Annotated in this window: 22 protein-coding genes; 10 read left to right on the plus strand and 12 right to left on the minus strand. The window is 62.5% G+C overall.

Annotation, left to right across the window (positions count from 1 at the left end):
- Positions 1-216: 216 nt before the first annotated feature.
- Positions 217-1,755: a helicase HerA-like C-terminal domain-containing protein gene (locus tag FJ426_RS05760; protein ID WP_140559430.1), complete on the plus strand. Its 1,539-nt coding sequence runs from the start codon at positions 217-219 to the stop codon at positions 1,753-1,755.
- An 85-nt stretch (positions 1,756-1,840) separates the two neighbouring features.
- On the opposite strand, the gene FJ426_RS05765 is transcribed toward FJ426_RS05760, so the two are convergent.
- Positions 1,841-2,665, minus strand: coding sequence for a L,D-transpeptidase (locus tag FJ426_RS05765; RefSeq protein WP_140494760.1), 825 nt, complete (start codon positions 2,663-2,665; stop codon positions 1,841-1,843).
- A gap of 202 nt (positions 2,666-2,867) precedes the next feature.
- A complete protein-coding gene (locus FJ426_RS05770; RefSeq protein ID WP_140494758.1) occupies positions 2,868-3,530 on the minus strand; it encodes a haloacid dehalogenase type II in 663 nt (220 codons plus the stop codon).
- A 154-nt stretch (positions 3,531-3,684) separates the two neighbouring features.
- On the opposite strand from FJ426_RS05770, the gene FJ426_RS05775 reads away from it, so the two are divergent.
- From FJ426_RS05775 to FJ426_RS05790, 4 genes are all read left to right on the plus strand, one after another.
- Positions 3,685-4,563, plus strand: a complete 879-nt coding sequence (locus FJ426_RS05775; protein ID WP_140494756.1) for a branched-chain amino acid aminotransferase — start codon at positions 3,685-3,687, stop codon at positions 4,561-4,563.
- Positions 4,564-4,736: 173 nt separating this feature from the next.
- A complete protein-coding gene (locus FJ426_RS05780; RefSeq protein WP_140494754.1) occupies positions 4,737-5,339 on the plus strand; it encodes a superoxide dismutase in 603 nt (200 codons plus the stop codon).
- A gap of 161 nt (positions 5,340-5,500) precedes the next feature.
- Positions 5,501-5,938, plus strand: coding sequence for a cytochrome c (locus FJ426_RS05785; protein WP_140559431.1), 438 nt, complete (start codon positions 5,501-5,503; stop codon positions 5,936-5,938).
- A 9-nt stretch (positions 5,939-5,947) separates the two neighbouring features.
- Positions 5,948-6,898 (plus strand): cytochrome c, encoded by a 951-nt coding sequence (locus FJ426_RS05790; RefSeq protein WP_140559432.1) that lies wholly within the window; start codon positions 5,948-5,950, stop codon positions 6,896-6,898.
- Here FJ426_RS05790 and FJ426_RS05795 read toward each other — a convergent pair whose 3' ends face one another.
- From FJ426_RS05795 to FJ426_RS05805, 3 genes are all read right to left on the minus strand, one after another.
- Entirely contained in the window at positions 6,899-7,288 is a 390-nt protein-coding gene (locus tag FJ426_RS05795; protein ID WP_140494748.1) for an SET domain-containing protein-lysine N-methyltransferase, read from the minus strand. It lies immediately after the preceding gene.
- Between the two features lie 160 nt (positions 7,289-7,448).
- Entirely contained in the window at positions 7,449-8,075 is a 627-nt protein-coding gene (locus tag FJ426_RS05800) for a LysE family translocator (protein ID WP_140520736.1), read from the minus strand.
- A gap of 67 nt (positions 8,076-8,142) precedes the next feature.
- The gene (locus tag FJ426_RS05805) at positions 8,143-10,257 is read right to left on the minus strand and encodes a S9 family peptidase (protein WP_140520735.1); all 2,115 of its coding nucleotides are present in this window, start codon (positions 10,255-10,257) and stop codon (positions 8,143-8,145) included.
- A 116-nt stretch (positions 10,258-10,373) separates the two neighbouring features.
- Here FJ426_RS05805 and FJ426_RS05810 point away from each other — a divergent pair, with 116 nt between their 5' ends.
- Together FJ426_RS05810 and FJ426_RS05815 are read left to right on the plus strand one after the other, a co-directional pair.
- Positions 10,374-10,742, plus strand: a complete 369-nt coding sequence (locus FJ426_RS05810) for an SH3 domain-containing protein (protein ID WP_140520957.1) — start codon at positions 10,374-10,376, stop codon at positions 10,740-10,742.
- Positions 10,743-11,171: 429 nt separating this feature from the next.
- Positions 11,172-11,597 (plus strand): MucR family transcriptional regulator, encoded by a 426-nt coding sequence (locus FJ426_RS05815; protein WP_095089970.1) that lies wholly within the window; start codon positions 11,172-11,174, stop codon positions 11,595-11,597.
- A gap of 184 nt (positions 11,598-11,781) precedes the next feature.
- Here the strand turns inward: FJ426_RS05815 and FJ426_RS05820 are convergent, their stop codons facing one another.
- The 3 genes from FJ426_RS05820 to FJ426_RS05830 form a co-directional block, all read right to left on the minus strand.
- Positions 11,782-12,210 carry a SufE family protein gene (locus tag FJ426_RS05820; protein ID WP_140495047.1) on the minus strand — a complete coding sequence of 143 codons (429 nt, stop codon included), beginning with the start codon at positions 12,208-12,210 and terminating at the stop codon, positions 11,782-11,784.
- 98 nt (positions 12,211-12,308) lie between these two features.
- Entirely contained in the window at positions 12,309-12,659 is a 351-nt protein-coding gene (locus FJ426_RS05825) for a DUF5330 domain-containing protein (protein WP_140517959.1), read from the minus strand.
- A gap of 95 nt (positions 12,660-12,754) precedes the next feature.
- Positions 12,755-12,994 (minus strand): hypothetical protein, encoded by a 240-nt coding sequence (locus tag FJ426_RS05830; protein WP_140520734.1) that lies wholly within the window; start codon positions 12,992-12,994, stop codon positions 12,755-12,757.
- Between the two features lie 198 nt (positions 12,995-13,192).
- Between FJ426_RS05830 and FJ426_RS05835 the strand changes: the two genes are divergently transcribed.
- The 3 genes from FJ426_RS05835 to FJ426_RS05845 all read left to right on the plus strand — a co-directional run bounded on the left by FJ426_RS05835 (position 13,193) and on the right by FJ426_RS05845 (position 16,096).
- On the plus strand, positions 13,193-14,938 hold the full coding sequence (locus FJ426_RS05835) for a PAS domain-containing sensor histidine kinase (protein ID WP_140520733.1): 1,746 nt from the start codon (positions 13,193-13,195) through the stop codon (positions 14,936-14,938).
- Positions 14,913-15,677: a peptidoglycan-binding protein gene (locus tag FJ426_RS05840; protein WP_140520732.1), complete on the plus strand. Its 765-nt coding sequence runs from the start codon at positions 14,913-14,915 to the stop codon at positions 15,675-15,677. The genes FJ426_RS05835 and FJ426_RS05840 overlap by 26 nt, the downstream gene beginning before the upstream one ends.
- Before the next feature lie 71 nt (positions 15,678-15,748).
- Complete coding sequence (locus FJ426_RS05845) at positions 15,749-16,096, plus strand: DUF1491 family protein (RefSeq protein WP_140494737.1); 348 nt, start codon at positions 15,749-15,751, stop codon at positions 16,094-16,096.
- On the opposite strand, the gene FJ426_RS05850 is transcribed toward FJ426_RS05845, so the two are convergent.
- The 4 genes from FJ426_RS05850 to FJ426_RS05870 all read right to left on the minus strand — a co-directional run bounded on the left by FJ426_RS05850 (position 16,074) and on the right by FJ426_RS05870 (position 20,993).
- On the minus strand, positions 16,074-17,105 hold the full coding sequence (locus FJ426_RS05850) for a hypothetical protein (protein WP_140629390.1): 1,032 nt from the start codon (positions 17,103-17,105) through the stop codon (positions 16,074-16,076). The genes FJ426_RS05845 and FJ426_RS05850 overlap by 23 nt on opposite strands.
- Before the next feature lie 454 nt (positions 17,106-17,559).
- Positions 17,560-18,129: a DUF1254 domain-containing protein gene (locus tag FJ426_RS05860; RefSeq protein WP_140520729.1), complete on the minus strand. Its 570-nt coding sequence runs from the start codon at positions 18,127-18,129 to the stop codon at positions 17,560-17,562.
- The gene (locus tag FJ426_RS05865; RefSeq protein WP_140520728.1) at positions 18,122-18,706 is read right to left on the minus strand and encodes a DUF1214 domain-containing protein; all 585 of its coding nucleotides are present in this window, start codon (positions 18,704-18,706) and stop codon (positions 18,122-18,124) included. The genes FJ426_RS05860 and FJ426_RS05865 overlap by 8 nt, the downstream gene beginning before the upstream one ends.
- 133 nt (positions 18,707-18,839) lie before the next feature.
- Complete coding sequence (locus FJ426_RS05870) at positions 18,840-20,993, minus strand: penicillin-binding protein 1A (protein ID WP_140520727.1); 2,154 nt, start codon at positions 20,991-20,993, stop codon at positions 18,840-18,842.
- Positions 20,994-21,121: the final 128 nt, after the last annotated feature.

Consider the following 21,121-nt stretch of genomic DNA (forward strand, 5'->3'; position numbering starts at 1 on the left):
TACCGCAATGCAATGCGCTTCCAAGACTCGAATTAGATCCCTCGAGCGTACACCAGCCTTCGAGCACGAAGCATGAACGATTGCCAAACATGGGCACAATCCGCAAGCTCCAAAAAAGGCCATTTTCGCCGATCGCCATTGTCGCTGTGCAAGGCCCCCACTATACCTTCGGGCGAAGGGCTGGTTTTATACACAGCAGTTGCGGAGACCGGACATATGGCTGACGACACCATTTTCATCGGCGCCAGCCGCAAGCCCGACGACAGCTATCAGCGTCCCGAAAACCTGCTTTTGCACTATGGCAACCGTCACGGCTTGGTGACCGGTGCCACCGGCACCGGCAAGACGGTCACCTTGCAAATATTGGCCGAGGGATTCTCCAATGCCGGCGTGCCGGTGTTCTGCGCCGACATCAAGGGCGATCTCTCCGGTATAGCCATGATCGGCACGGCGCAGGATTTCCTGGTCAAGCGTGCCGAGCAGGTCAAGCTCGACCCCTATGACTTCCAGGAATTCCCCGTCATCTTCTGGGATCTGTTCGGCGAACAGGGCCACCCCATCCGCGCCACCATCTCCGAGATGGGCCCGCTGCTCTTGTCGCGGTTGATGAATTTGTCCGAAGCCCAGGAAGGCATCATGAACATCGCCTTCCGCATCGCCGATGAGGAAGGCCTGCTGCTGCTCGACCTCAAGGACCTGCAGGCGCTGCTCGCCAATATCGCCGGGCGCGCCGAAGAGATCAGCGCCCGCTACGGCAATGTGACGAAACCCTCGGTCGGCGCCATCCAGCGCACGCTGCTGGTGCTGGAACAGCAGGGGGCGGCGAATTTCTTCGGCGAGCCGGCATTGCGCATCGCCGACATCATGCGCACCACCCGCGACGGCCGCGGCGCCATCAGCGTGCTGGCCGCCGACAAGCTGATGATGAATCCGCGACTCTACGCGACGTTCCTGCTTTGGCTGATGTCGGAACTGTTCGAGGAGCTGCCCGAAGTGGGCGATCCCGACAAGCCGAAGCTGGTCTTCTTCTTCGACGAGGCACATCTGCTTTTCGACGACGCGCCGAAGGTGCTGATCGACCGCGTCGAGCAGGTGGTGCGTCTGATCCGCTCGAAGGGGGTCGGCGTCTATTTCGTCACGCAGAACCCTCTGGATATTCCTGAGAAGGTTCTGGCCCAGCTCGGCAACCGGGTCCAGCATGCGTTGCGCGCCTACACGCCGCGCGAGCAGCAGGCGGTAAGGACCGCGGCCGAGACGTTCCGGCCAAATCCGGATTTCGATTGCGCGACCGTGATCACGCAACTGGGCACCGGCGAAGCGCTGGTTTCAGTGCTGGAAGCCAAGGGCATCCCGTCCATGGTCCAGCGCACGCTGATCCGTCCGCCATCGTCACGACTTGGGCCCATAACCCCAGCCGAGCGGCGGAAGCTGATCCAGGAAAGCCCGGTGATCGGTCAGTACGATGAGGGTGTCGATCGCGAATCGGCTTTCGAGATGCTGCTGAAAAAGGCCAAGGACGCGGCGGATGCCGAGGCACAGCAGGCCGACGCCGGCCGTTCACGCTGGACCATTCCGGGCTTCGGCAATGATGCTCCGCCGCCGCAACCCGGCGGCAGACGCCCGCCTCAACCGCGCCCGTCCAACCGCCAGACGGTGGCGGAAGCCGCGATCAAGTCGGTGGTGCGCTCTGTCGGCTCGTCGGTCGGCCGCGCCATCGTGCGCGGGATACTCGGGAGTCTGTCGAGGGGCAGATAGGGAAGCGCGATCGCGCAACGGCCATGCAGGGATAGGCTGATGTGGAGGTGAAGGCGGCGAGTCGCCGCATTCACCCTCGCTCCCATCAGAAAATCGCGTCGCTCACCGCTTTCACCGGGCCAAGCAGCACCGATCCGTCCGGCACGCCGGCATCGATCGGGATGGCTTTGTGATTCGCGGTCGCCACCATGGGCTGGCTGGCGTCGCTGGTCACGATGACCGGGGTCTTCGAAGGCACGCGATCATATAGGTCTATAATGTCCTGGTTCATCAGGCGCACGCAGCCCGACGACACCGACTTGCCGATCGAACGCCATTCCGGCGAGCCGTGCAGCCGGTAGAGCGTGTCGACGTTGCCCTGGAAGAGATAGAGCGCACGTGCACCGAGCGGGTTTTTCAGCCCGCCCGGCATACCGCCATTGTCAGCGCTGTATTGCCTCAGTTCCGGCTGCCGGGCGATCATCTCGTCCGGCGGCGTCCATTTCGGCCACTTCTGTTTCCACTGGACGACGGCATCGCCCGACCATTCGAAGCCGGCGCGGCCGAGGCCGACGCCGTAGCGGATCGCCTGGCCGCCCGGACGAACCAGATAGAGGAAGTGGCCGGTCGTATCGACGACGATGGTTCCCGGCTTCTGGCCGGTCGGGTCGGGCACGATCTGGCGCAGGAATTGCGGATCGATCCTGTCGACGGGAATGGCCGGCACTTCGAAACCGCCATCGCTGACGGCGGCGTACATCGTCACGTAGTCGGCGAGCGGCGGCTCGACATAGGCCGGTGGCGGTGGCTCGACTGGCCCGGACCCGGTGGTGGCGCATGCGGAAACCGCGATCGAGGCGGCGCCCAGGGCTGCGGCATTGAGAAAGCCGCGACGGCTCAGGCGATAGGATTCGATTTCGGCTGGGAACATGGTTGCCTTCTTTAAGTCTGAAATCGCAACAAAGCATGAATATGCCGACCGTTGCGAGGGTGCCTGATCAACACTTGGGCGCGATAGGCGGTTCCGAATCTGGCCTCAAGGTGGACAAACAAAGGCGAAGCTGTGACCGCGTCGCCACTGTGGCGCTACGGTCACAGGAGCGAAAACCAGGATTACTTTTGGGCCGCATGCGTTAGCCACCTGTGACAAGGGCATCGAGCGACGGCAGGATCAGGGCCGGTGGAAAATCCCGATACTCCTCCGGCTGGTTGGAGCGGTTGATCCACACGGTGCGGAAGCCGAATTTGGTCGCGCCGGCAATGTCCCAGCGGTTGGACGACTGGAAGGAGACCGCACCCGGATAGAGGCGCCAGCCTGTCGTGACCATGTCGTAGACCGACGGGTCGGTCTTGAAGCGCCGCACCGCATCGACGGAATAGATATCGTCCAGCACCTGATCGAGCGCCGCGGATTTGACCGCTGCCTCAAGCATCTCCGGCGAACCGTTGGACAGGATTGCCAGCTTGGCACCAGACGCCTTCAGCGCCTTCAGTACGGCGGGCACTTCCGCATAGCAGTCCAGCCGCCAATAGGCGTCCAGCAATGCCGCCTTGAGGCCGGGATCGGCAGAGGGCACCTTGTGCAACGCGAAATCAAGTGCCTGCTCGGTGAGTTGCCAAAAATCGGCATAGGCGCCCATCAACGTACGCACCCAGGAATATTCGAGTTGCTTGGCGCGCCAGATCTCGGACAGCAACTGGCCGTCCGGTCCGATGGCGTCGGCGTGGCGGCGCACGGCGGCATGAACATCGAACAGTGTGCCGTAGGCGTCGAAAACATAAGCGGCGTATTGCATGGCAACAGTTTTGAGGCGAGGCGGGGCAAGGTGCAAGTCTTGATTGCAGCGCGCCGTCCGTGGCCTCAACAAAACTCCCCGATGCTGGTTGACGACGCCGGCCAAAGCGTCATCCAATGCTGCAACACGAGATTGATCGGAACGGGACAAAGCAATGACACTGGCGGCTGCCGCACTTTCCGCGACATGGACTTTCGTCGACGGCGACTGGTACGAGGGCAATGTCGCCGTTTTGGGCCCGCGCAGCCACGCAATGTGGCTCGGCACCAGCGTGTTCGACGGCGCCCGCTGGTTCGAGGGTGTCGCTCCCGATCTTGACCTTCATGCCGCGCGCGTGAATGCCTCGGCGATCGCGCTCGGTCTCAAGCCTTCGATGACGGCCGAGAAGATCGTCGGGCTGACCTGGGACGGATTGAAGAAATTCGATGGCAAGACGGCTGTCTATATCAGGCCGATGTATTGGGCCGAGCACGGCGGCTATATGGGCGTGCCGGCCGATCCCGCCTCGACCCGTTTCTGCCTGTGCCTCTACGAATCGCCGATGATCTCGCCGACCGGCTTTTCCGTGACGGTTTCGCCGTTCCGGCGCCCGACTATCGAAACCATGCCGACCAACGCCAAGGCCGGCTGCCTCTATCCCAACAATGGCCGTGCCATCCTCGAAGCCAAGATGCGCGGCTTCGACAACGCCCTGGTGCTCGACATGCTGGGCAACGTCGCCGAGACCGGAACCTCGAACATCTTCCTGGTCAAGGACGGCCACGTCCTGACGCCGGCGCCGAACGGCACCTTCCTGTCCGGCATCACCCGCTCGCGCACGATGACGTTGCTTGGCGAGTACGGGTTCAAGACCACCGAAAAGGCGCTGTCGGTGCGTGAATTCCTCGAGGCGGATGAGATTTTTTCGACCGGCAACCATTCCAAGGTCATTCCGATCACGCGCATCGAGGACCGCAGCCTGCAGCCCGGGCCGGTGGCCAAGAAGGCGCGGGAGCTCTATTGGGATTGGGCGCATTCGACGTCGGCGGGCTGATCCGTCCAGACTTTTCGTCGCAATGCGCCCGGTTTCCGGAAACTGTGTGACAGTTCTCCGGAACCCGCTTAGAAAGAGCACCCGGCGCTTCACTTTTCGGAGTTGTCCGAACCCAATCCAGACCTATCTTAGTCCGGTATCGACACCGGATTTTCCTTGAGGGAGTACCTTCCATGGCTTTTGAATTGCCCGCTCTGCCTTACGACTATGAGGCCTTGCAGCCCTACATGTCGAAAGAGACGCTGGAATATCACCACGACAAGCACCACAAGGCCTATGTCGACAACGGCAACAAGCTTGCCGCCGAAGCCGGCCTTGGCGATCTGTCGGTAGAAGAGGTGGTCAAGCAGTCGTTCGGCAAGAATGCCGGCCTCTTCAACAATGCCGCCCAGCACTACAATCACATCCATTTCTGGAAGTGGATGAAAAAGGGCGGCGGCGGCAACAAGCTGCCGGGCGCGTTGCAGACGGCTTTCGACAGCGATCTGGGCGGCTACGACAAATTCAAGGCCGACTTCATCGCCGCCGGCACGACCCAGTTCGGTTCCGGCTGGGCCTGGGTTTCGGTCAAGGATGGCAAGCTGGCGATCTCGAAGACGCCGAACGGCGAGAATCCCCTCGTCCATGGCGCGGCGCCGATTCTCGGCGTCGATGTCTGGGAGCACTCCTATTACATCGACTATCGCAACGCCCGGCCGAAATATCTCGAGGCCTTCGTCGACAGCCTGATCAACTGGGATCATGTTCTCGAACTCTACGAAAAAGCGAAAGCCTGATCGAGATTCAGAAAGCCCCGGCACTCCCGGGGCTTTTCTTTTTGTGTGCCGAGATCCCACAGCAGTAAAGGTCTGGCAAAATCGTTGGGGGAAGGGAATATTCCTCCCGCCACGTCCGTTAACGTCCTGTCCCGAAATGCCTTCATCATGGAGCCAATTGAATGAGAAAGCTTGTCGTCGCCATCTCTATGCTCGCGTTCGCCGGTTCGGCGGCCTTTGCCGACCCGATCCTCGACCGCCAGGCGCTGATGAAGGAACGCGGGAAGATCGTCGGCGGCCTGTCGAAAGTGGTCAAGGGTGAGGAGCCCTTTGATGCCGCCGCAGTACTGACTGCGCTGCAGGCGCTCCAGGCGAACGCGGAAAAATTCGACGCCGACGTCCTGTTCCCGGCGGGCAGCGACACGGGCGACACCACGGCGGCGCCGAAGATCTGGCAAGACATGGCCGGTTTCAAGGCGACAGAAGACAAGTATCTTGCCGACGTCAAGGCCGCGGTCGCCGCGGCCCCAGCCGACGTGGATTCCCTGAAGACGCAAATCGGCGTCATCGGCTCCGACTGCGGCACCTGCCACAAGGGCTACAGGGTCAAGAAAGGCTGATCGCCGGCCATGGCATGGCTGAGGAAGTTTGTCGGCGCCGCACTCGTGCTCGGCGGCGTCGGCGCGGTGGCCGCGTGGACGCTTTCGGCGCCGGTGAAGCTCGATGCGGAAACCCTGGCCAAGCTCGCGCCTGGTGACGCGGCCAGGGGCAAGCGCATTTTTTATGCCGGCGGCTGCACCTCCTGCCATGCAAAACCCGGTTCGAAAGGCGATGAGCGGCTCGAACTTGTCGGCGGCCTTGAACTCAAGACTCCGTTTGGCACGTTTGTGCCGCCCAACATTTCGCAAGACCCCAAGGACGGCATCGGCGCGTGGTCGGCCGAGGATCTAGCCAATGCCATGCTGAAGGGTGTCTCGCCGTCGGGCGAGCATTTCTATCCGGCATTTCCCTATACGTCCTACGCGCGCATGAAGCCCGCCGACATTGCCGATCTCTATGCCTTCCTGAAGACGCTGCCGGCGGTTGCCGGCCGAGCGCCGGCCAATTCATTGAGTTTCCCGTTCAACATCCGTCGCGGCATCGGCTTGTGGAAACGGCTCTATCTCAGCGAGCAGCCTGTTGTGTCCCTGCCCGAAGGCGCGCCTGGTCCTGTGATTGCCGGTCGCTACCTGGTCGAGGGACCGGGTCATTGCGGCGAATGTCACACACCGCGTGACCTTGCGGGGGGGACAAAGAAGAGCGAGTGGCTGGCTGGAGCCACAGCCGCCGAAGGCAGCGGCATCGTCCCCAATATCACCTCCGGGGAGGGCGGCATCGGCGACTGGTCGCAGGCCGATATCGCCAACTATCTCGAAACCGGCTTCACGCCCGATTTCGATTCCGTTGGCGGGGCCATGGTCGACGTGCAGAGGAACATGGCCGAACTGGCGCCCGAGGACCGCGCGGCGATCGCGGCCTATCTCAAGGCGGTTCCGCCGCATCCGAACGGCTATCCGGCGCGCAAAAAACCGGCGAGCTGACTACGGGTGGCGATCGCCCAGGAAGTCGAAGCCCGCCGCGAAGAAATGATTGTAGTTGCAGGTCAGTTCCTCGCCGGCCGCGATGTCGCGCAACGCAAAGCTTTCCTCCGGCGAGGATACGTCGCAATTCGGCTCGTCGGCGTGGTTCATGTAGCGTGCATCGTCGGCCTCGAAGACGATGTAGTTCGGATCTCGCCTGTCCGGATAGGCATAGCGATCGAGATAGCTCTTCACCGGTCCTGTCTGGCTCTCATAGGTCTCGACCTCGATGAGCCGGTCGAATCTCGGATCCAGCTTCCAGATCATCGTGCCGCGGGAAATGGGATTCTTGGCAAAGACACCAATGCCCTGGATGGGGGATTTGTCGAGATAGACGTCGACGAGCAGCATGGCAGGCCCTTGTGCGATTGTGGGCTGTCATGGCCCGGGACAAAACGCGCCTTGGGTAGCGCGCGGGCATCGCAATTGCGAGCGAAAACCAGCAACACGGAATTCAAAAACCAATGATTGCCCGGCTCGCCGAGAAGGCCGCGCCGGTCACCGTTTCGCGTCAGCGCTGCTGAAGCGCCAGCCGCACGCCCAGGCCGCAATAGATGCCGCCGACAATCTTGCCCTGCCATTTTAACACCGTGGGATTTCGACGCAGGAAAGTGCCAAGCCCGCCTGCGCTCACCGCAAAAACCACTGTGCTGAAGAGGCCCAGCAGAACAAAGATGATCCCCAATACCGCCAGCTGGAGCATGACCGATCCGTTTTCGGGCCGGACGAACTGTGGCAGGAACGCGAGGAAGAAAAGCGCCGTCTTGGGGTTGAGCATCTCAGTCAGTATGGCTTGCCGAAACGCCTTGCCCGCTGAGATTGGGAACCTGCCGGCGGCGAGATCGGCCGGCGTCTTTTCCATGATCGCGCGAATGCCGAGATAAACGAGATATGCCGCACCGAGATACTTCACGGCGCTGAACAACACCGCCGATGCGGCGATGATCGCCGAGATGCCGACCATGGCCGTGAAGGTGTGAAACACGTCGCCGGCCGCGATCCCTGCGCCGGTTGCGATGCCGGCTTTGGTTCCCGAACTCGTTGCCCGCGCGACCGTCAGCAGCGTGGCGGGGCCGGGAATAAACACAAAACCGAGCACCACGGCGACATAGGTGGTCAATGTGGCCAGGTCGATCATTGCTCGCATCCTCCTCGGCGTTCGTCGCCGATCAAGTCACGCCAGGGGCCGAAGGGCAATGACCGCTTCAGCCCTGCGGCCCTGTTGCCTTGCCTGTCACTTTCAAGGCGAATGAATATGTGTAGGCGATCTCCTCCAGCCGGGAAAACCGGCCGGACGCGCCGGCATGGCCCGATTCCATGTTGATCTTGAACAGGACCGGATTGTCGCCCGTCTTGCGCTCGCGCAGCCGCGCCACCCATTTGGCCGGTTCCCAATAGGTGACGCGCGGGTCAGTGAGACCGGCTAGCGCCAGGATCGGTGGATAGCCGAGCGCGGCGACATTGTCATAGGGCGAGTAGGCGGCGATCGTCCGGTAATCGTCCGCCGACGCGATCGGATTGCCCCATTCAGGCCACTCCGGCGGGGTCAGCGGCAGGCTGGCGTCGAGCATGGTGGTGAGCACGTCGACGAAAGGCACCTCGGCAACGATGCCGCCGAAACAGTCCGGCGCCATGTTGGCGACCGCGCCCATCAGCATGCCGCCGGCGGATCCACCTTGCGCGACGATGCGGTCATGCACAGTGTAGCGTTCGGCGACCAGATGGCGTGCACAGGCGATGAAATCGGTGAAAGTGTTCATCTTGTGCGCCCGCTTGCCGTCATCGTACCAGCCATAGCCCTTGTCCTTGCCGCCGCGGACGTGGGCGATTGCAAAGACAAAGCCGCGGTCGACCAGCGAGAACCAGTTGGTGTTGAAGGCCGCCGGCACCGTGATGCCATAGGAACCGTAGCCGTAAAGCAGGCAAGGCGCGGAGCCGTCCAGCGGGGTATCGCGGCGGTACAAGAGCGAGACCGGCACCAATTCGCCATCAGCCGCGGGCGCCATCAGCCGACGCGTGACATAGCGCTCCGGGTCGTGGCCGGACGGCACCTCCTGGGTCTTGAGCAACACGCGCTCGCGGGTGCGCATGTTGTAGTCGAAGACCTGCGCCGGCGTCGTCATCGATGAATAGGTGAAGCGCATGATCTCGGTGTCGTATTCCAGGGATCCCGACAGGCCGAGCGAAAACGCCTCCTCGTCGAAGGAGATCAGGTGTTCCTCGCCGGTTGCACGGTCGCGCACGACGATGCGCGGCAGGCCCTCCTTGCGCTCCAGCCTGACCATATGGTTCTTGAAGCCGATCACCGACAGGATCAGCCGGCCGGCCTCGTGCGGAACCAGTTCCTGCCAGTTGGCGCGGATCGGATCGCTCGCCGGCGCCGTCATGATCTTGAAGTCCTTGGCCCCATCGGCGTTGGTCAGGATGAAGAAAATGTCGCCGCCTTCCTCCATCTCGTATTGAAGACCGGTCTCGCGCGCCGCCACCAGCTTCGGCTCGCCAAACGGCTCGCCCGCGCTCAGCAGCCGGTATTCCGATGTCTCGTGGTCGTTGATGGCAACCATGATCCATTCATTGGAGCGCGTGCCGCCGACATTCATGAAGAAGCCGGGATCATTTTCCTCATAGATCAGCCGGTCGCTTGCCGGATCCTGCCCAAGCGCATGGAACAGCACCTTGGAGGGACGGTGGTTGGGGTCGAGCCGGGTGTAGAAAAACCCGTCATTGGCGGCGTTCCACACCCCCGAACCGCCGGTGTCTGGAACCGTGTCCGCGAGTTCCTTGCCGTCGGAGAGGTCGCGCACCCGAAGCGTATAGAATTCGGAGCCCTTGTCGTCGAACGCCCATAAAAGCTTGCCATGGTCGGCCGAATGATCGACGCCGCCAAGCCGGAAATAGGCCTTGCCTTCGGCCTCGGCATCGCCGTCGAGCAGGATATGCTGCGCGCCGCCGTCCCGCGGCATGCGGAAATAGCGCGGCTGCTCGCCGCCGAGTTTGAAGGAGGAGCCATACGCGTAGGGTCCGTCCTTCATCGGCACGGAAGAATCGTCCTCTTTGATGCGACCCTTCATCTCCTTGAACAGCCGCTTCCGCAAATCGGCCGTGTCGGCCATCAGTTTCGACTGGTAGGCGTTCTCGGCTTCGAGATGGGCGCGGATGCCCGCATCGAGCAATGCGGGGTCCCTGAACATCTCCTGCCAATTGTCGGCCCGCAGCCAGGAATAGTCGTCCGTTCGCGTGATACCGTGATGCGTGTCGAAAACCGGCCGCTTCTCGGGCGTTGGCGGGGTGACATCCGGGAATGCAGAAGTTTTGGTCATTGCGTCTCGCTTTGGAAATGTCCTGAATGGCCAATGAACACGCCGATCAGCGCGGGTTCAAGAGCCGGGTCTTATTGCTGCGCCGGGCTCCAGAAAGCGGGCCGGGAGGAGAAATAATGTATATCTATGCTCGCACCGTCGCGGCTCTCGCCGTCGTTTCCGCAACTATGGCCATCGCCGGCCAATCTCATGCGACCGTATTCGCCGCTTGGCAAGTGGCCAACGTGCCGTTCGGCGACACGCTCAACGTGCGCAAATATCCCTCGGGCACGTCCCAGAAACAGGCCGCATATCCGAACGGCACCGTTTTGCAGATGACCGGACGATGCACTGGCGGGACGAACCTGCTCGACATCGCCAATCAGCCGGCATGGAAGCAGCAGCAGGCGGTTCGCTATCGCTGGTGCGAAGTCTGGCATGATCCGGCGAAGAACGGCGGTTTTGTCACCGGGTGGGCCTATGGCAAATACATCGCCCCGTATTGAGTGATCCGAGCTGGTCGGCTGCACGACGCGTGAGGGCCGGCAATGGCCGAGGTGGGGCAACCTATGGTTTTGTGAAAGGGGGTGAGCAACCAAGATTGCCGGCGCGATCGCCAAGCAAAGCGAAGCACTCGGAGATGCTTTGTGAGTTAGCGCGAATGTAACGGTTAGCTAACGCTGCGTCACCGGTCGCTGGTTTCGCCTGCGAAATATCGAAAAATTACATCGTGCACGAAAGATTGAAGCTGATCCGAAAATATTTGATCAACATCGTTCAATATAGTGCAAGGATCGAATTGACTTACTTGCTAGGTAGGTTCATTGATGCCCCCGCGACACGAATCGCAGAAGCTCTGTCTGCACAAAATTCGTGCAATGCCTTGCCTGTAAAAAAGGGCGCACTAAACTAACTCTCGTTGGGGCCTGAAGACCATGGATATTGTCGAAACACCTTCCAGAAACAGCGACGCGCTGATCGAGCTGACCGCCGACGTGGTGGCCGCCTATGTCAGCAACAATCCCGTGCCGGTCGGCGAACTGCCGAACCTCATCTCCGATGTCCATGCTGCTCTCGGGCGTGTGGGCGGAACCGCCGAACAGCCGCCCGCCGACAAGCAGAAGCCGGCAGTGAACCCGAAGCGCTCGGTTCATGACGACTACATCGTTTGCCTTGAAGACGGCAAAAAGTTCAAGTCGCTCAAGCGTCACCTGATGACTCATTATGATCTGACGCCGGATCAGTATCGCGAAAAGTGGAACCTCGACCCGAGCTACCCGATGGTTGCCCCGAACTACGCGGCCGCCCGCTCCCAGCTCGCCAAGAAGATGGGGCTCGGCCGCAAGCGCAAGGCCCGCTAAGCATTTGCTGCCAGGTGAGTACACTTGGTATCGCAGAATGCGGCTCAAACGATAGATAGAGCCGGACGGAAGGTTCAACGATCGACATCGGCGCCTTCGGGCGCCGTTTTACTTTGCCGGCCGGGCCGGACAGCGCTGGTACCAGTGCGCGGTATGATGCGATCGGCTGATCGCGGAGGCGATATCAGGCCGTCTGCTCGAGTGCGGCCTCTGCGTCGCGCCTGATGCGCTTGACCATCGAACGAAGGCCGTTGGCGCGCTGCGGCGACAGGTGCTCGTCCAGGCCGAGCGCCTTCAGCGTCGCTTCCGCATCGATTTTCTGGATCTCGCTGGCGGTCTTGCCGGAGAACAGCGCCAGCATGATCGCCACCAGCCCGCGTACGATATGGGCGTCCGAATCGCCCCTGAAGGTGATGACCGGATCGCCGCCCGGTCCCCGTTCGGTGGTCAGCCAGACCTGGCTGACGCAGCCCGGCACCTTGTTGGCGGCGGTGCGTTCCTCATCCGGGAATGGCGGCAGCGCCTCGCCGAGTTCGATGACATAACGATAGCGGTCCTCCCATTCGTCAAGGAATGAGAAGTCGTCGCGGATCGTCTGGATCGTGGTCGTCATGACAGGGATATAGTCATCCACCGTCGCCGCGTCACGGAAAAACAAAAACACCGCGGGCGTCGAGAGGCAGACTGCCCGCGGTGCGCCGTCGAAACGGCTTAATTCTTTACCGGCAGGTTGACTGTCTCGGGCAAGACGACTTCTTCGGGAACGCTGCCGGTCATTGTGGAGATGTCGGGGCCTGCGGACTTGTCGTCCAGCATGGCGGCCGCGATCTTGGCTGTCTCCTTGGCCCTTGCGGTGATGGTGTGCATTGCCGACTTGCCGGTCTCACAGACATCGGGCTTGCGTTCGCAAATACCGGCGATGTCGCCGACCGCGTCGCGGGCTGCGAACAGGGCCTGGATCGGTCCTACGCTTTCCTGGCCCGGCTCGCCGGGACCGACGCCCAGCGGCAGTGCCAGCAGCACCAGCGAAAACCAGAAAGCCATTCTCATCAGGAAGAACATGCTCGCCTCTTGTCGTGACCGGATCATGCAGCCATGAGCATGACCTCTTTTGTGGGCGGGATATTGGCACACAGGCGCAAAGGACGGCTTGCGGGTTAGCCGAGAATTTTCTTCAAATTTGAGGCAAATTCGAAACGAAGCGTTTTGCTGTCGATTTGTCTCAGATTGGAACCATTTTTCTTATCATCCATCAGCCATATATTCCTTTGTTTCTGTTGCGTTTTCCACAAAATCAGGCGGTCGGTGCGCTGCGGCTGGCCACGCTGCGGGCGGCCCCTGCGGATAACCCTCCGTTTACTATGGTGGCATTTGCCCGCCTTTTCGGGCGCTCCCATCCCGATATTCGCCGTGGGCCGGGCCTTGGGTCGGCCCTGCCTTATCCATTCTTTAAAGGCTGGGTGCGAGTTTCAGAGTCAATCAAAACGATCTGCAAAAGCAGAGCTGTTCACGACGAGTGCGGGTGCGTTGAGTTGATGCCGATCAAGGCCAGATACGTTGAATTGCCTGGGGCAATGGCCGCCGGTTGTGAACGTATGGTCCATCCCTCCATTCTTGGGCTGGACGACCGCGAGCGTCAGCGTCGCTTTATCGGCGCCATGCTGGCCGCTCCGTTCTTTGCCGCCGGTGCCGCGGTCACGCTCGTCACGTCAGGCATGGGCGCAGCCGTCACCGTGGCCGCCATCTTCGCGGCCTTTGGTCTTTGCTGGTTCATCGCCTTGCTGGTGGCCGCGACCGGCAGGATGGATCTGGCCGGCCGGGCCGCGCTGGCGATCGCGGGACTTGCGCTCGCCGGTCTTGTTGCCGCTGCCGGCGGGCTGAGCTCTCCGGTCGCGATGCTTTTCGTGGCGCTGCCGTTCGAAGCCTGGTGGATCGGCGCCTCGCGCCGCGCAGCGCTGTGGGGAGCCGTCTGCGCCGTCGTCGCCATTCTGTTGCAGCCTGTGACGGCAACCGTCCTCCCGCACGCCGCGGTGCCGATCGCCGCGTGGCACTGGCTGCTGCCATTGGCCTGGGCGCTGACGCTGGTGCCGCGTATATCGGCGGTTCGCAACACGGCGGCTGCGGCCGACGTAGGGGACACCGGCGATCGTCTGGAAGACATGATCGACGCGGTGGTCCTGCGCGTCGCCCGCCATGGCGAGGTTATCGATGCCTCGGCAAAGGCGCGTACGCTGTTGAAGCTGCCCCCGCAACTGCTTTGCGGAACCGGGCTTTTCGATCGCGTGCATCTCTCGGATCGCGTCTCCTATCTCAGTGCCTTGGCCGACATGCGAGACGGGGCGCTGTCGCGCAGGCTGGAGTTGCGCGTCAGGCTGCCGCAGGACGGCAATGGACAGAATGGCAATGGCGCGGCAGACAACTATCGGCCGTTTTCGCTCGAACTGATGCGCGCTCAGGAGCAGGGCGACGTTTTCACGCTTGTGCTGCGCGAGAACGACGAGGTCGCCCGGTTGCGCGAAGACCTCGGCGCCGCCAATGACGCGGCCGCCGCCGCCGAAGTGGCGAAAGGGCGCTTCCTGGCGGTGGTGAGCCACGAACTGCGCACGCCGCTCAATGCCATCATCGGATTCTCCGACATGCTGCTGCACGAGATGTTCGGCGCCTTCAAGGATCCACGGCAGAAGGAATATGTCGGTCTGGTGCGCGATTCCGGCCAGCATCTGCTTGCCGTCGTAACCTCCATTCTCGACGTGTCGCGGATCGAATCGGGCGTCTATGCGACCGAACCGGAGCCATTCCGCTTCATGGAAGCCGTCGACATGTGTCAGCAGATGATGCGGCTCCAGGCGCAGGCCAAGAACATCGATCTCAAGGCGCAGATCGCGCCGGACGCCGGCGAAATCAACGCCGACCGGCGCGCCGTGCAGCAGATCCTCATCAATCTCGTCTCGAATGCGATCAAGTTCACGCCCGATGGCGGCGATGTCGTCGTCGGTGCCAAGCGGATCGGTTCGCGCCTGCATTTCTGGGTGCGGGACACCGGCATCGGTATCGCCGAGGAAGATTTCGCCAATCTCGGCAAGCCGTTCATGCAGATCCAGAACGACTATACCCGTCGTTTCGAGGGGACCGGCCTTGGCCTGTCGCTGGTCAAGGGACTGGTGGCGCTGCACGAAGGCACCATGTCGATCGAAAGCATGCCGGGCGAGGGCACCACGGTCACCATCAGCCTGCCGGTGAACGGGCCGAAAGGGCGGCCGGCGGACAAGGCCGGGGTGCTGACGATGCCGCTGGCCAGGGCGAAAGGGGACGGAAATGGCGCGCTCCGCAAAACAGCCTAAGGCGGCCAAGCGCCGCAGCAACGCCTTCCAGGACGGAGCCGTCGCCATCGGCGGCATGATTTCGCGCAATCCCGTCCTGGCGGGAGGGTCGACGGCATTCCTGGTGACGCTGTTCTACGTTTCGGCGAATGCGCTGTGGTACCAGCCTTTTCCGCATGCCGGCGCCTTCTTCGCGACCCGCAGCATGCAGGGCGTTCCGCACGCGGCCGCTGATGAGCCGGAGACCACCTTCAACATCGTGCGGCCAGGTACCGCGCCGGCGCCGGTCAAGGGCGATCCGGTGGTGGAGCAGGTGCAGGGCATATTGAAGGATCTCGATTTCTACGCCGGCACGGTCGACGGCATTTCCGGACCCAACACGCGCAAGGCGATCCAGGCCTATCAGCAGAAGGTTGGGCTCAACACGTCCGGCGAGATCGACGCGCTGCTGCTCGATCAGCTGGGCGCGACCCCGAAAACCGCCGCCGTGCCGAAACCGCAACCGCGTCCCGAAGTGTCGCAGGCGGTTCCAGTGTCGCTGCAGACCGATACGGCTTCCCAAGCGCCGGATCCTCGCATTGTCAAGATACAGGCCGGGCTCAAGGCCTTCGGCAATGACGACATGCAGCTCGACGGCGTCGTCGGCGCCCGTACCAAGGCGGCCATCAAGGAATTCCAGTCGCTGTTCGGCCTGCCGCAGACCGGCGAGCCCGACGAACTGGTCTATGTCAAGATGCGCGAGATCGGCCTGACCAACTGACGGCGCAAACAACGGCTCGCCCAGCGGTGTAAATACCGATAGATAGCCCGCATGCTGTCCGGACTTTTCTCATGCGCGTGACCACGGATCTCTGGGTATCGGCCCTGTTGCGTCGGGTTTTCGGCGCGGGCGGGTTTGCCGCCGTGGTCAAGCGCGGCGCGACCGAAGCCGGCGCCGTGTTCGTTCTAACGCGGAGCCGGCTTGGTGAAATCGCTCTCTATGGGCCGGCGCCACAGACGAGCTACGATTCGGCCAAGCCCGACGACCGTTTCTTTAGCCTTCTCGCCACCGCCGCCGATGCTTCGGTGCTGGACGCCAGACTGGAACGCGAGAAGAAATTCGATCCCGACATCTGGGTGGTTGAGATCGAGGCCGGCGCTGTTCCTGTCGAGGAGCTTATTTCCGTGAAGATGTCCTGAGGCCAGGGAAGGCCGCTGCATCGTCACTGTTCGACGCCTCGCGGCTGGCGCTGTTGGTGGGGGCGGCGTCGCGAACCACATCGGACAGGGTCACGGCCTTCCATTCCCGCACCTTGTCCAGCGCCGCGTCGCGGTGCAGGAGCCGGTAGCGATCGAGAAAGGTGCGGATCGCCTGCGGATGCGGAAACTCGCGGGAGTAGACGGCAACCGTGATAAGGAATGCCCGGTCCTCGCTGAGGTCGAGCGAGCGCAGCGCCGCCAGCAGCGGCATGTAATTCTGGTTCGCCGTCAGCAACCTGGCCGTCGAGAAATCGATATCGAGCGCATCGGCGAGCGCGGTCTGGAAGAAGGCGGCGTTTCCGGTCAGCGCCGTCTCGCGCAATTTGGCATAGGTGTCGGCTCCGGTGAACGGATCGACCTGCGCCGCCTGCGCCTCCTCGCCGGTCCGCATCATGGAGCGCAGTCTGCGCCGCGCATTTTCGGCACCAACGCCCGGCGTCTGCTGCTTCGCCGCGCTGTCGGCGGCCGGCGCCTTCGAGGGAGCGGTTTGTGCCGGAGAGGCTTCCGCTTCCGGATCGCGCACCCGCACCAGCGTCGGCCTTTCCAGTGCCCTGATCAGATCGGCGATAGTCGGATTAAGGTTCTTGCGGCGCGCGATCGCGCGCGCATGCGGCAGCCCGTGCCGGCCGATCAGCGCAATGAGGTCGATGTCACTGACTGCGCGCGAGCGGATGAGCAAGGGGGCGGCGATGCCCACCGGCTCCTCGCACAGGCGCCGCACCAGCCCGGCCGGAGCATATTCGCATTCAGAGAGGGCCGCCGCCACGTAGCGGCGCGATTCGGCGGACACGTTGTCGAACAGCGGCAGCGTCAGATCTTCGAGCTGGCCAATTTCACGGCGGGATGGCCGGGTGAGCGAGCAGAACGCAGACACCGCTGCGCGGAACAGCCTTTCGGCCTTTCCTGATTCCGTCCCTGCCGCGATTTGCCTGAAGTCCGAAGATGACACGAGGGATACGCCCGATACTCTATACACGCTTGACCATGCTCGACCGGAACCGTGTCGGTTTCGCGATTGCCAAAAACAAAGATCAAGTTAGCTGGGATCCGTTAGCGCTCCGTTAACCCTCTGCCGGCCTTAATGATATTTGGAGGCGTTGCGTTGTGCTCCGGGGCAACCGAGAGGAATACGCGAACCATGGGCATGGTACTGTCTTTCGTGCCGAGAACGGCACCAACCAATCGAGCAAAGCAAACCACCGAAATACCGGCGGCGGTAATCATCTTTCCCGGCATCCGCTATGAGCGGTCCGCCGCGGGGGAAGCGCGGCCCGCCGGCCCTGACAAGCCGGGATCGCCACGCGCGCCAGTGCCGCACCACTGAACGTTCTTGAGGCCGAGGCGCGAATCATCCCTGCGGCACCGCCCTTGATTGTTGTGATGCGGATTGTCCGGGCCGCGGTCTAAAAGTCCTGCAGCTCGCACGAACTCTGCTCCAGAAAGCGCGACACGATCGACTTCCAGCTGTCGTCCGGCACGAAGCTGCGGATGACGAATATGCCCTCGTCGATCGGCGCTTCGACGAAGATCGCTCCCTGAAGCTCCTCGGGAAGGTCCCTGCGTATGTCGATCATCTGCGCCGGCGTCAGCACCACGGCATCCAGCTTGCCCCCGGTCGCCGTGTGGTCGTTGAATGAATAGATGTTGTGGCCGTTGCGGTCATAGACAGACACCGACCAGAAGGGCACATTGCCCGGCGCCCTGATCCTCACCATTCCCTCATCGAGGTCGAACCGGCAAGCCGTCGCATAAAACAGCGGGTCGACCGATTTCACCACCGGCGCGCCGCCCGCCTCCGCATCGAGCCGGGTCATCCGGTAGAGATCCGACGTCATCGACAGCCGCGACCAGGCATCGCGTTCCGAGAATTCAGGCACCAGAAGCAGCACGACGATATGCACGATGCCGGCGCCGACGAGGCCGAGCAGGACGGCATGTAGAAGTCTGCGCGTCGCGGCATAGACACTACGCATCGCAGCCGACCTTGGTGATCTTGGGCAGCGAAACGTCCGACAGGCCGGTGCTGCTGGCGATCGGCGTGTCGTAGAATGTCAAAACGAAATACATCCTGCCGGAACCGTCGGTCAGCAGCCAATTGCCGGGCATCGGGTGATGGCCGACGGAAATGAGCACCGAATTGTCGGATTGGCGCAGCACGCCATAGGATTGAAGCGCGGCAAGCCGCGATTTGCCGGTCTCGACCACGCCGAGCGATTGGTCGGCGGCGTAGAGGGTCCAGAATCGGGCGGTCGGAAATCCGCCTTCGATCGTGTAGGTACATTCGCGCCTGAGTTCTCCGCCAGCTGCGTCCTCCTCGGCGACAAAGGACAGCCCTTCGGCGCGGCCGAGCGCGAGCACGCCCTCGCGCGCCACGCGGGCCTTGGAATAGGGGTCGGCTGCGGGTGTGCCGATATCGGGAAAGGCGGTCCACTGGCCGATCCTGATCGCCCCGACGCCGTCCTGCATTTTCAGCGCATACCAGACGCTGGCGCCGCCGCCGCCGATGGCTATGGCAAGCGAAAGCAGCGTCAGGAAGGCGTTCTTGAGCATGAAAGGCCGGGCGCATGAAGAATTGCCGCTCGGGGATATCGCGGCGCGGGGTCGTGTGGCAAGCCGCAGGACGCGGATTCGCAAGGTGTGGCTTTTCCATCTTCCCGAAGGCAGAAGGGAAGAGGCGCCGCGATCACAGCGCCGACAGCGTTTCGGGCGGAGCCGATGCACCGAGCCTGCGCGCCGTTTCGAACAGGTGGGTCATGTCCCTGAGCGTCTGTGTCGTCCGGCTGGACAGCACCGGCGGCCGTTCGGCGGCGGCATCGGCCGCTGCCTGTTCCTCGCTCTTCTTCTGCGCTTCCGCGGCCTTGGCCGCGATCTCCTCGTCGACGAAGGGCTTGTCGATGCCGGGGATAGGCTTGAGGTCGATGTTCTGATGCGCATAGACCATGAGCCGCTGCCACACCATCGCCGGCAGCGAGCCGCCTGTCATGTTCTTGGTCGGCGTGAAATCGTCGTTGCCCAGCCAGACGGCCGCCGTGTAGTTGCCGGTGAAGCCGACGAACCAGGCATCGCGGTAGGATTGCGTCGTGCCGGTCTTGCCGGCGACGACGATGTTGGGGATCTGCGCGCGCCTGGCGGTACCCATCGCCGGTACCGCGACAAGCATGGTGTTCATCGATTTCAGCGCCTGCTCGGACAGCACGCGATGCGGCGGCGGCGCATCCTTGGCGAAATCGTAGACCACCTCGCCGGTGCGGGTGACGAGCTGCGTGATGCCATGCCTGGAGCCGACGAAGCCGTTCTGCGCGAACACGCTGTAGCCCGTCGCCTGGTCCATCACGGTCATGCCCGAGGTGCCGAGCACCATGGTCTTGTGCGCTTCGAGCGGCGATTCCACGCCGAATGATTCCGCCATCGCCTTGATCGGCCCGATGCCGAGATAGTCCTTGGCAAGCCGCACGGGCACCGTGTTGATCGACTTGGCCATGGCCACGATCAGCGGGACCTTGCCCGCCGACTCGCCACCGTAATTGTGCGGCGACCAGCTGCCCCAGCTGATCGGCCCGCCTGATACGATCGAATTCGGCGTAAAGCCGTGCTCCATCGCCGTTGCATAGACGTAGGGCTTAAAGGAGGAGCCGGTCTGGCGCAGCGCCTTGGTGGCGCGGTTGAACTGGCTGGCGCCATAGTCGCGGCCGCCGACGATCGCGCGCACCGCACCGTTGGTCTCGATGACCACCACGGCCCCTTCGGTGACGTTGTACTCCTTGCCGAACTGGCGCAGGTGGAACTCCACCGACTCTTCCGCAGCCTTCTGGATGTTGGCGTCGAAGGTGGTGTGCGCCACCAGCGAGTGCTGCCCGGGCTTGGCGATCTTCTTCACCTCGTCGAAGGCCCAGTCGAGGAAATAATCGGGGCTCTTCTGTTCGCCGCGGTCGACGACATCGGCCGGATGCAGTCTTGCCTGCAGCACCTGGCCCTCGGTCATGAAGCCGGAATCGACGAGATTGGACAGCACCACATTGGCGCGCGCGCGCGCCGCCGGCAGGTTGATGTGCGGCGCGTATTTGGTCGGCGCCTTGAACAGGCCTGCAAGCATCGCCGCCTCGGCGAGATTGAGGTCCTTGACGCTCTTGCCGAAATAGAAGTCCGCCGCCGCCTCGATGCCGAATGTGCCGCCGCCCATATAGGCGCGGTCGAGATAGAGCTGCAAGATTTCCTTCTTCGACAGATTGGCTTCGAGCCACAGCGACAGGAAGGCTTCCTTGATCTTGCGCTCGAAGGTGCGCTCATTGGTCAGGAACAGGTTCTTGGCGAGCTGCTGCGTGATGCTGGAGCCGCCCTGGACGACGGAGTTTGCCCGCACATTTTCGAAGATTGCGCGCGACAGGCCAAGAACGTCGATGCCGTAATGGTCGAAGAAACGCCGGTCCTCGGTGGCAAGCACCGCCTTGATGACATGATCGGGCATTTCGTCGACCGGCACGGAATCGCGCTGGATGATGCCGCGTTGGCCGATCTCGTTGCCATAACGGTCGAGGAAGGTAACGGCGAAGTCGCCCTGGGCGCGCCAGTCGCCGGCCGTGTCCTGGAAGGCGGGAATAGCCAGCGCCAGCATGACGACGATGCCGCCGGCGCCAAGCGTGAAACCTTCGCTCAACAGCTCGACGATGCCACGGCGCCAGCCGTTGACGCGAAAGCGCCGCGAGAAAATCGTCGCGCCCTCCCAGAACTGGCGCGCCTTGAACCCGATCTCGTAGAGAGAGGAATCGATCCATGCGTCGAGCGCCAGCAGCCGAGCGGCGATCGCACCTCTTCTCTTGCGTGGTTCAGGACTGACCATTCAAAAACCCGGACGGCTATGGCACGGCCTGAAAACCAAGCGGGCAGTTTCAGGGCGACGCCGCCCTGACTATTCATCCATTTGCGGACGCCCACAAGGGTGGCGAGGACACACCTGCGGGGTTTGTT

The sequence above is a fragment of the Mesorhizobium sp. B2-6-4 genome, assembly GCF_006441495.1.
Lineage (GTDB): Bacteria > Pseudomonadota > Alphaproteobacteria > Rhizobiales > Rhizobiaceae > Mesorhizobium.

Coding starts and splice junctions, on each gene's coding strand:
- FJ426_RS05835 (WP_140520733.1), top strand. CDS start 13,193: ATGGTCCATCCCTCCATTCTTGGGCTGGACGACCGCGAGCGTCAGCGT.
- FJ426_RS05820 (WP_140495047.1), bottom strand. CDS start 12,210: ATGACGACCACGATCCAGACGATCCGCGACGACTTCTCATTCCTTGAC.
- FJ426_RS05870 (WP_140520727.1), bottom strand. CDS start 20,993: ATGGTCAGTCCTGAACCACGCAAGAGAAGAGGTGCGATCGCCGCTCGG.
- FJ426_RS05845 (WP_140494737.1), top strand. CDS start 15,749: ATGCGCGTGACCACGGATCTCTGGGTATCGGCCCTGTTGCGTCGGGTT.
- FJ426_RS05840 (WP_140520732.1), top strand. CDS start 14,913: ATGGCGCGCTCCGCAAAACAGCCTAAGGCGGCCAAGCGCCGCAGCAAC.
- FJ426_RS05765 (WP_140494760.1), bottom strand. CDS start 2,665: ATGTTCCCAGCCGAAATCGAATCCTATCGCCTGAGCCGTCGCGGCTTT.
- FJ426_RS05790 (WP_140559432.1), top strand. CDS start 5,948: ATGGCATGGCTGAGGAAGTTTGTCGGCGCCGCACTCGTGCTCGGCGGC.
- FJ426_RS05760 (WP_140559430.1), top strand. CDS start 217: ATGGCTGACGACACCATTTTCATCGGCGCCAGCCGCAAGCCCGACGAC.
- FJ426_RS05780 (WP_140494754.1), top strand. CDS start 4,737: ATGGCTTTTGAATTGCCCGCTCTGCCTTACGACTATGAGGCCTTGCAG.
- FJ426_RS05775 (WP_140494756.1), top strand. CDS start 3,685: ATGACACTGGCGGCTGCCGCACTTTCCGCGACATGGACTTTCGTCGAC.
- FJ426_RS05770 (WP_140494758.1), bottom strand. CDS start 3,530: ATGCAATACGCCGCTTATGTTTTCGACGCCTACGGCACACTGTTCGAT.
- FJ426_RS05815 (WP_095089970.1), top strand. CDS start 11,172: ATGGATATTGTCGAAACACCTTCCAGAAACAGCGACGCGCTGATCGAG.
- FJ426_RS05825 (WP_140517959.1), bottom strand. CDS start 12,659: ATGTTCTTCCTGATGAGAATGGCTTTCTGGTTTTCGCTGGTGCTGCTG.
- FJ426_RS05800 (WP_140520736.1), bottom strand. CDS start 8,075: ATGATCGACCTGGCCACATTGACCACCTATGTCGCCGTGGTGCTCGGT.
- FJ426_RS05805 (WP_140520735.1), bottom strand. CDS start 10,257: ATGACCAAAACTTCTGCATTCCCGGATGTCACCCCGCCAACGCCCGAG.
- FJ426_RS05810 (WP_140520957.1), top strand. CDS start 10,374: ATGTATATCTATGCTCGCACCGTCGCGGCTCTCGCCGTCGTTTCCGCA.
- FJ426_RS05795 (WP_140494748.1), bottom strand. CDS start 7,288: ATGCTGCTCGTCGACGTCTATCTCGACAAATCCCCCATCCAGGGCATT.
- FJ426_RS05860 (WP_140520729.1), bottom strand. CDS start 18,129: ATGCGTAGTGTCTATGCCGCGACGCGCAGACTTCTACATGCCGTCCTG.
- FJ426_RS05865 (WP_140520728.1), bottom strand. CDS start 18,706: ATGCTCAAGAACGCCTTCCTGACGCTGCTTTCGCTTGCCATAGCCATC.
- FJ426_RS05830 (WP_140520734.1), bottom strand. CDS start 12,994: ATGGGAGCGCCCGAAAAGGCGGGCAAATGCCACCATAGTAAACGGAGG.
- FJ426_RS05785 (WP_140559431.1), top strand. CDS start 5,501: ATGAGAAAGCTTGTCGTCGCCATCTCTATGCTCGCGTTCGCCGGTTCG.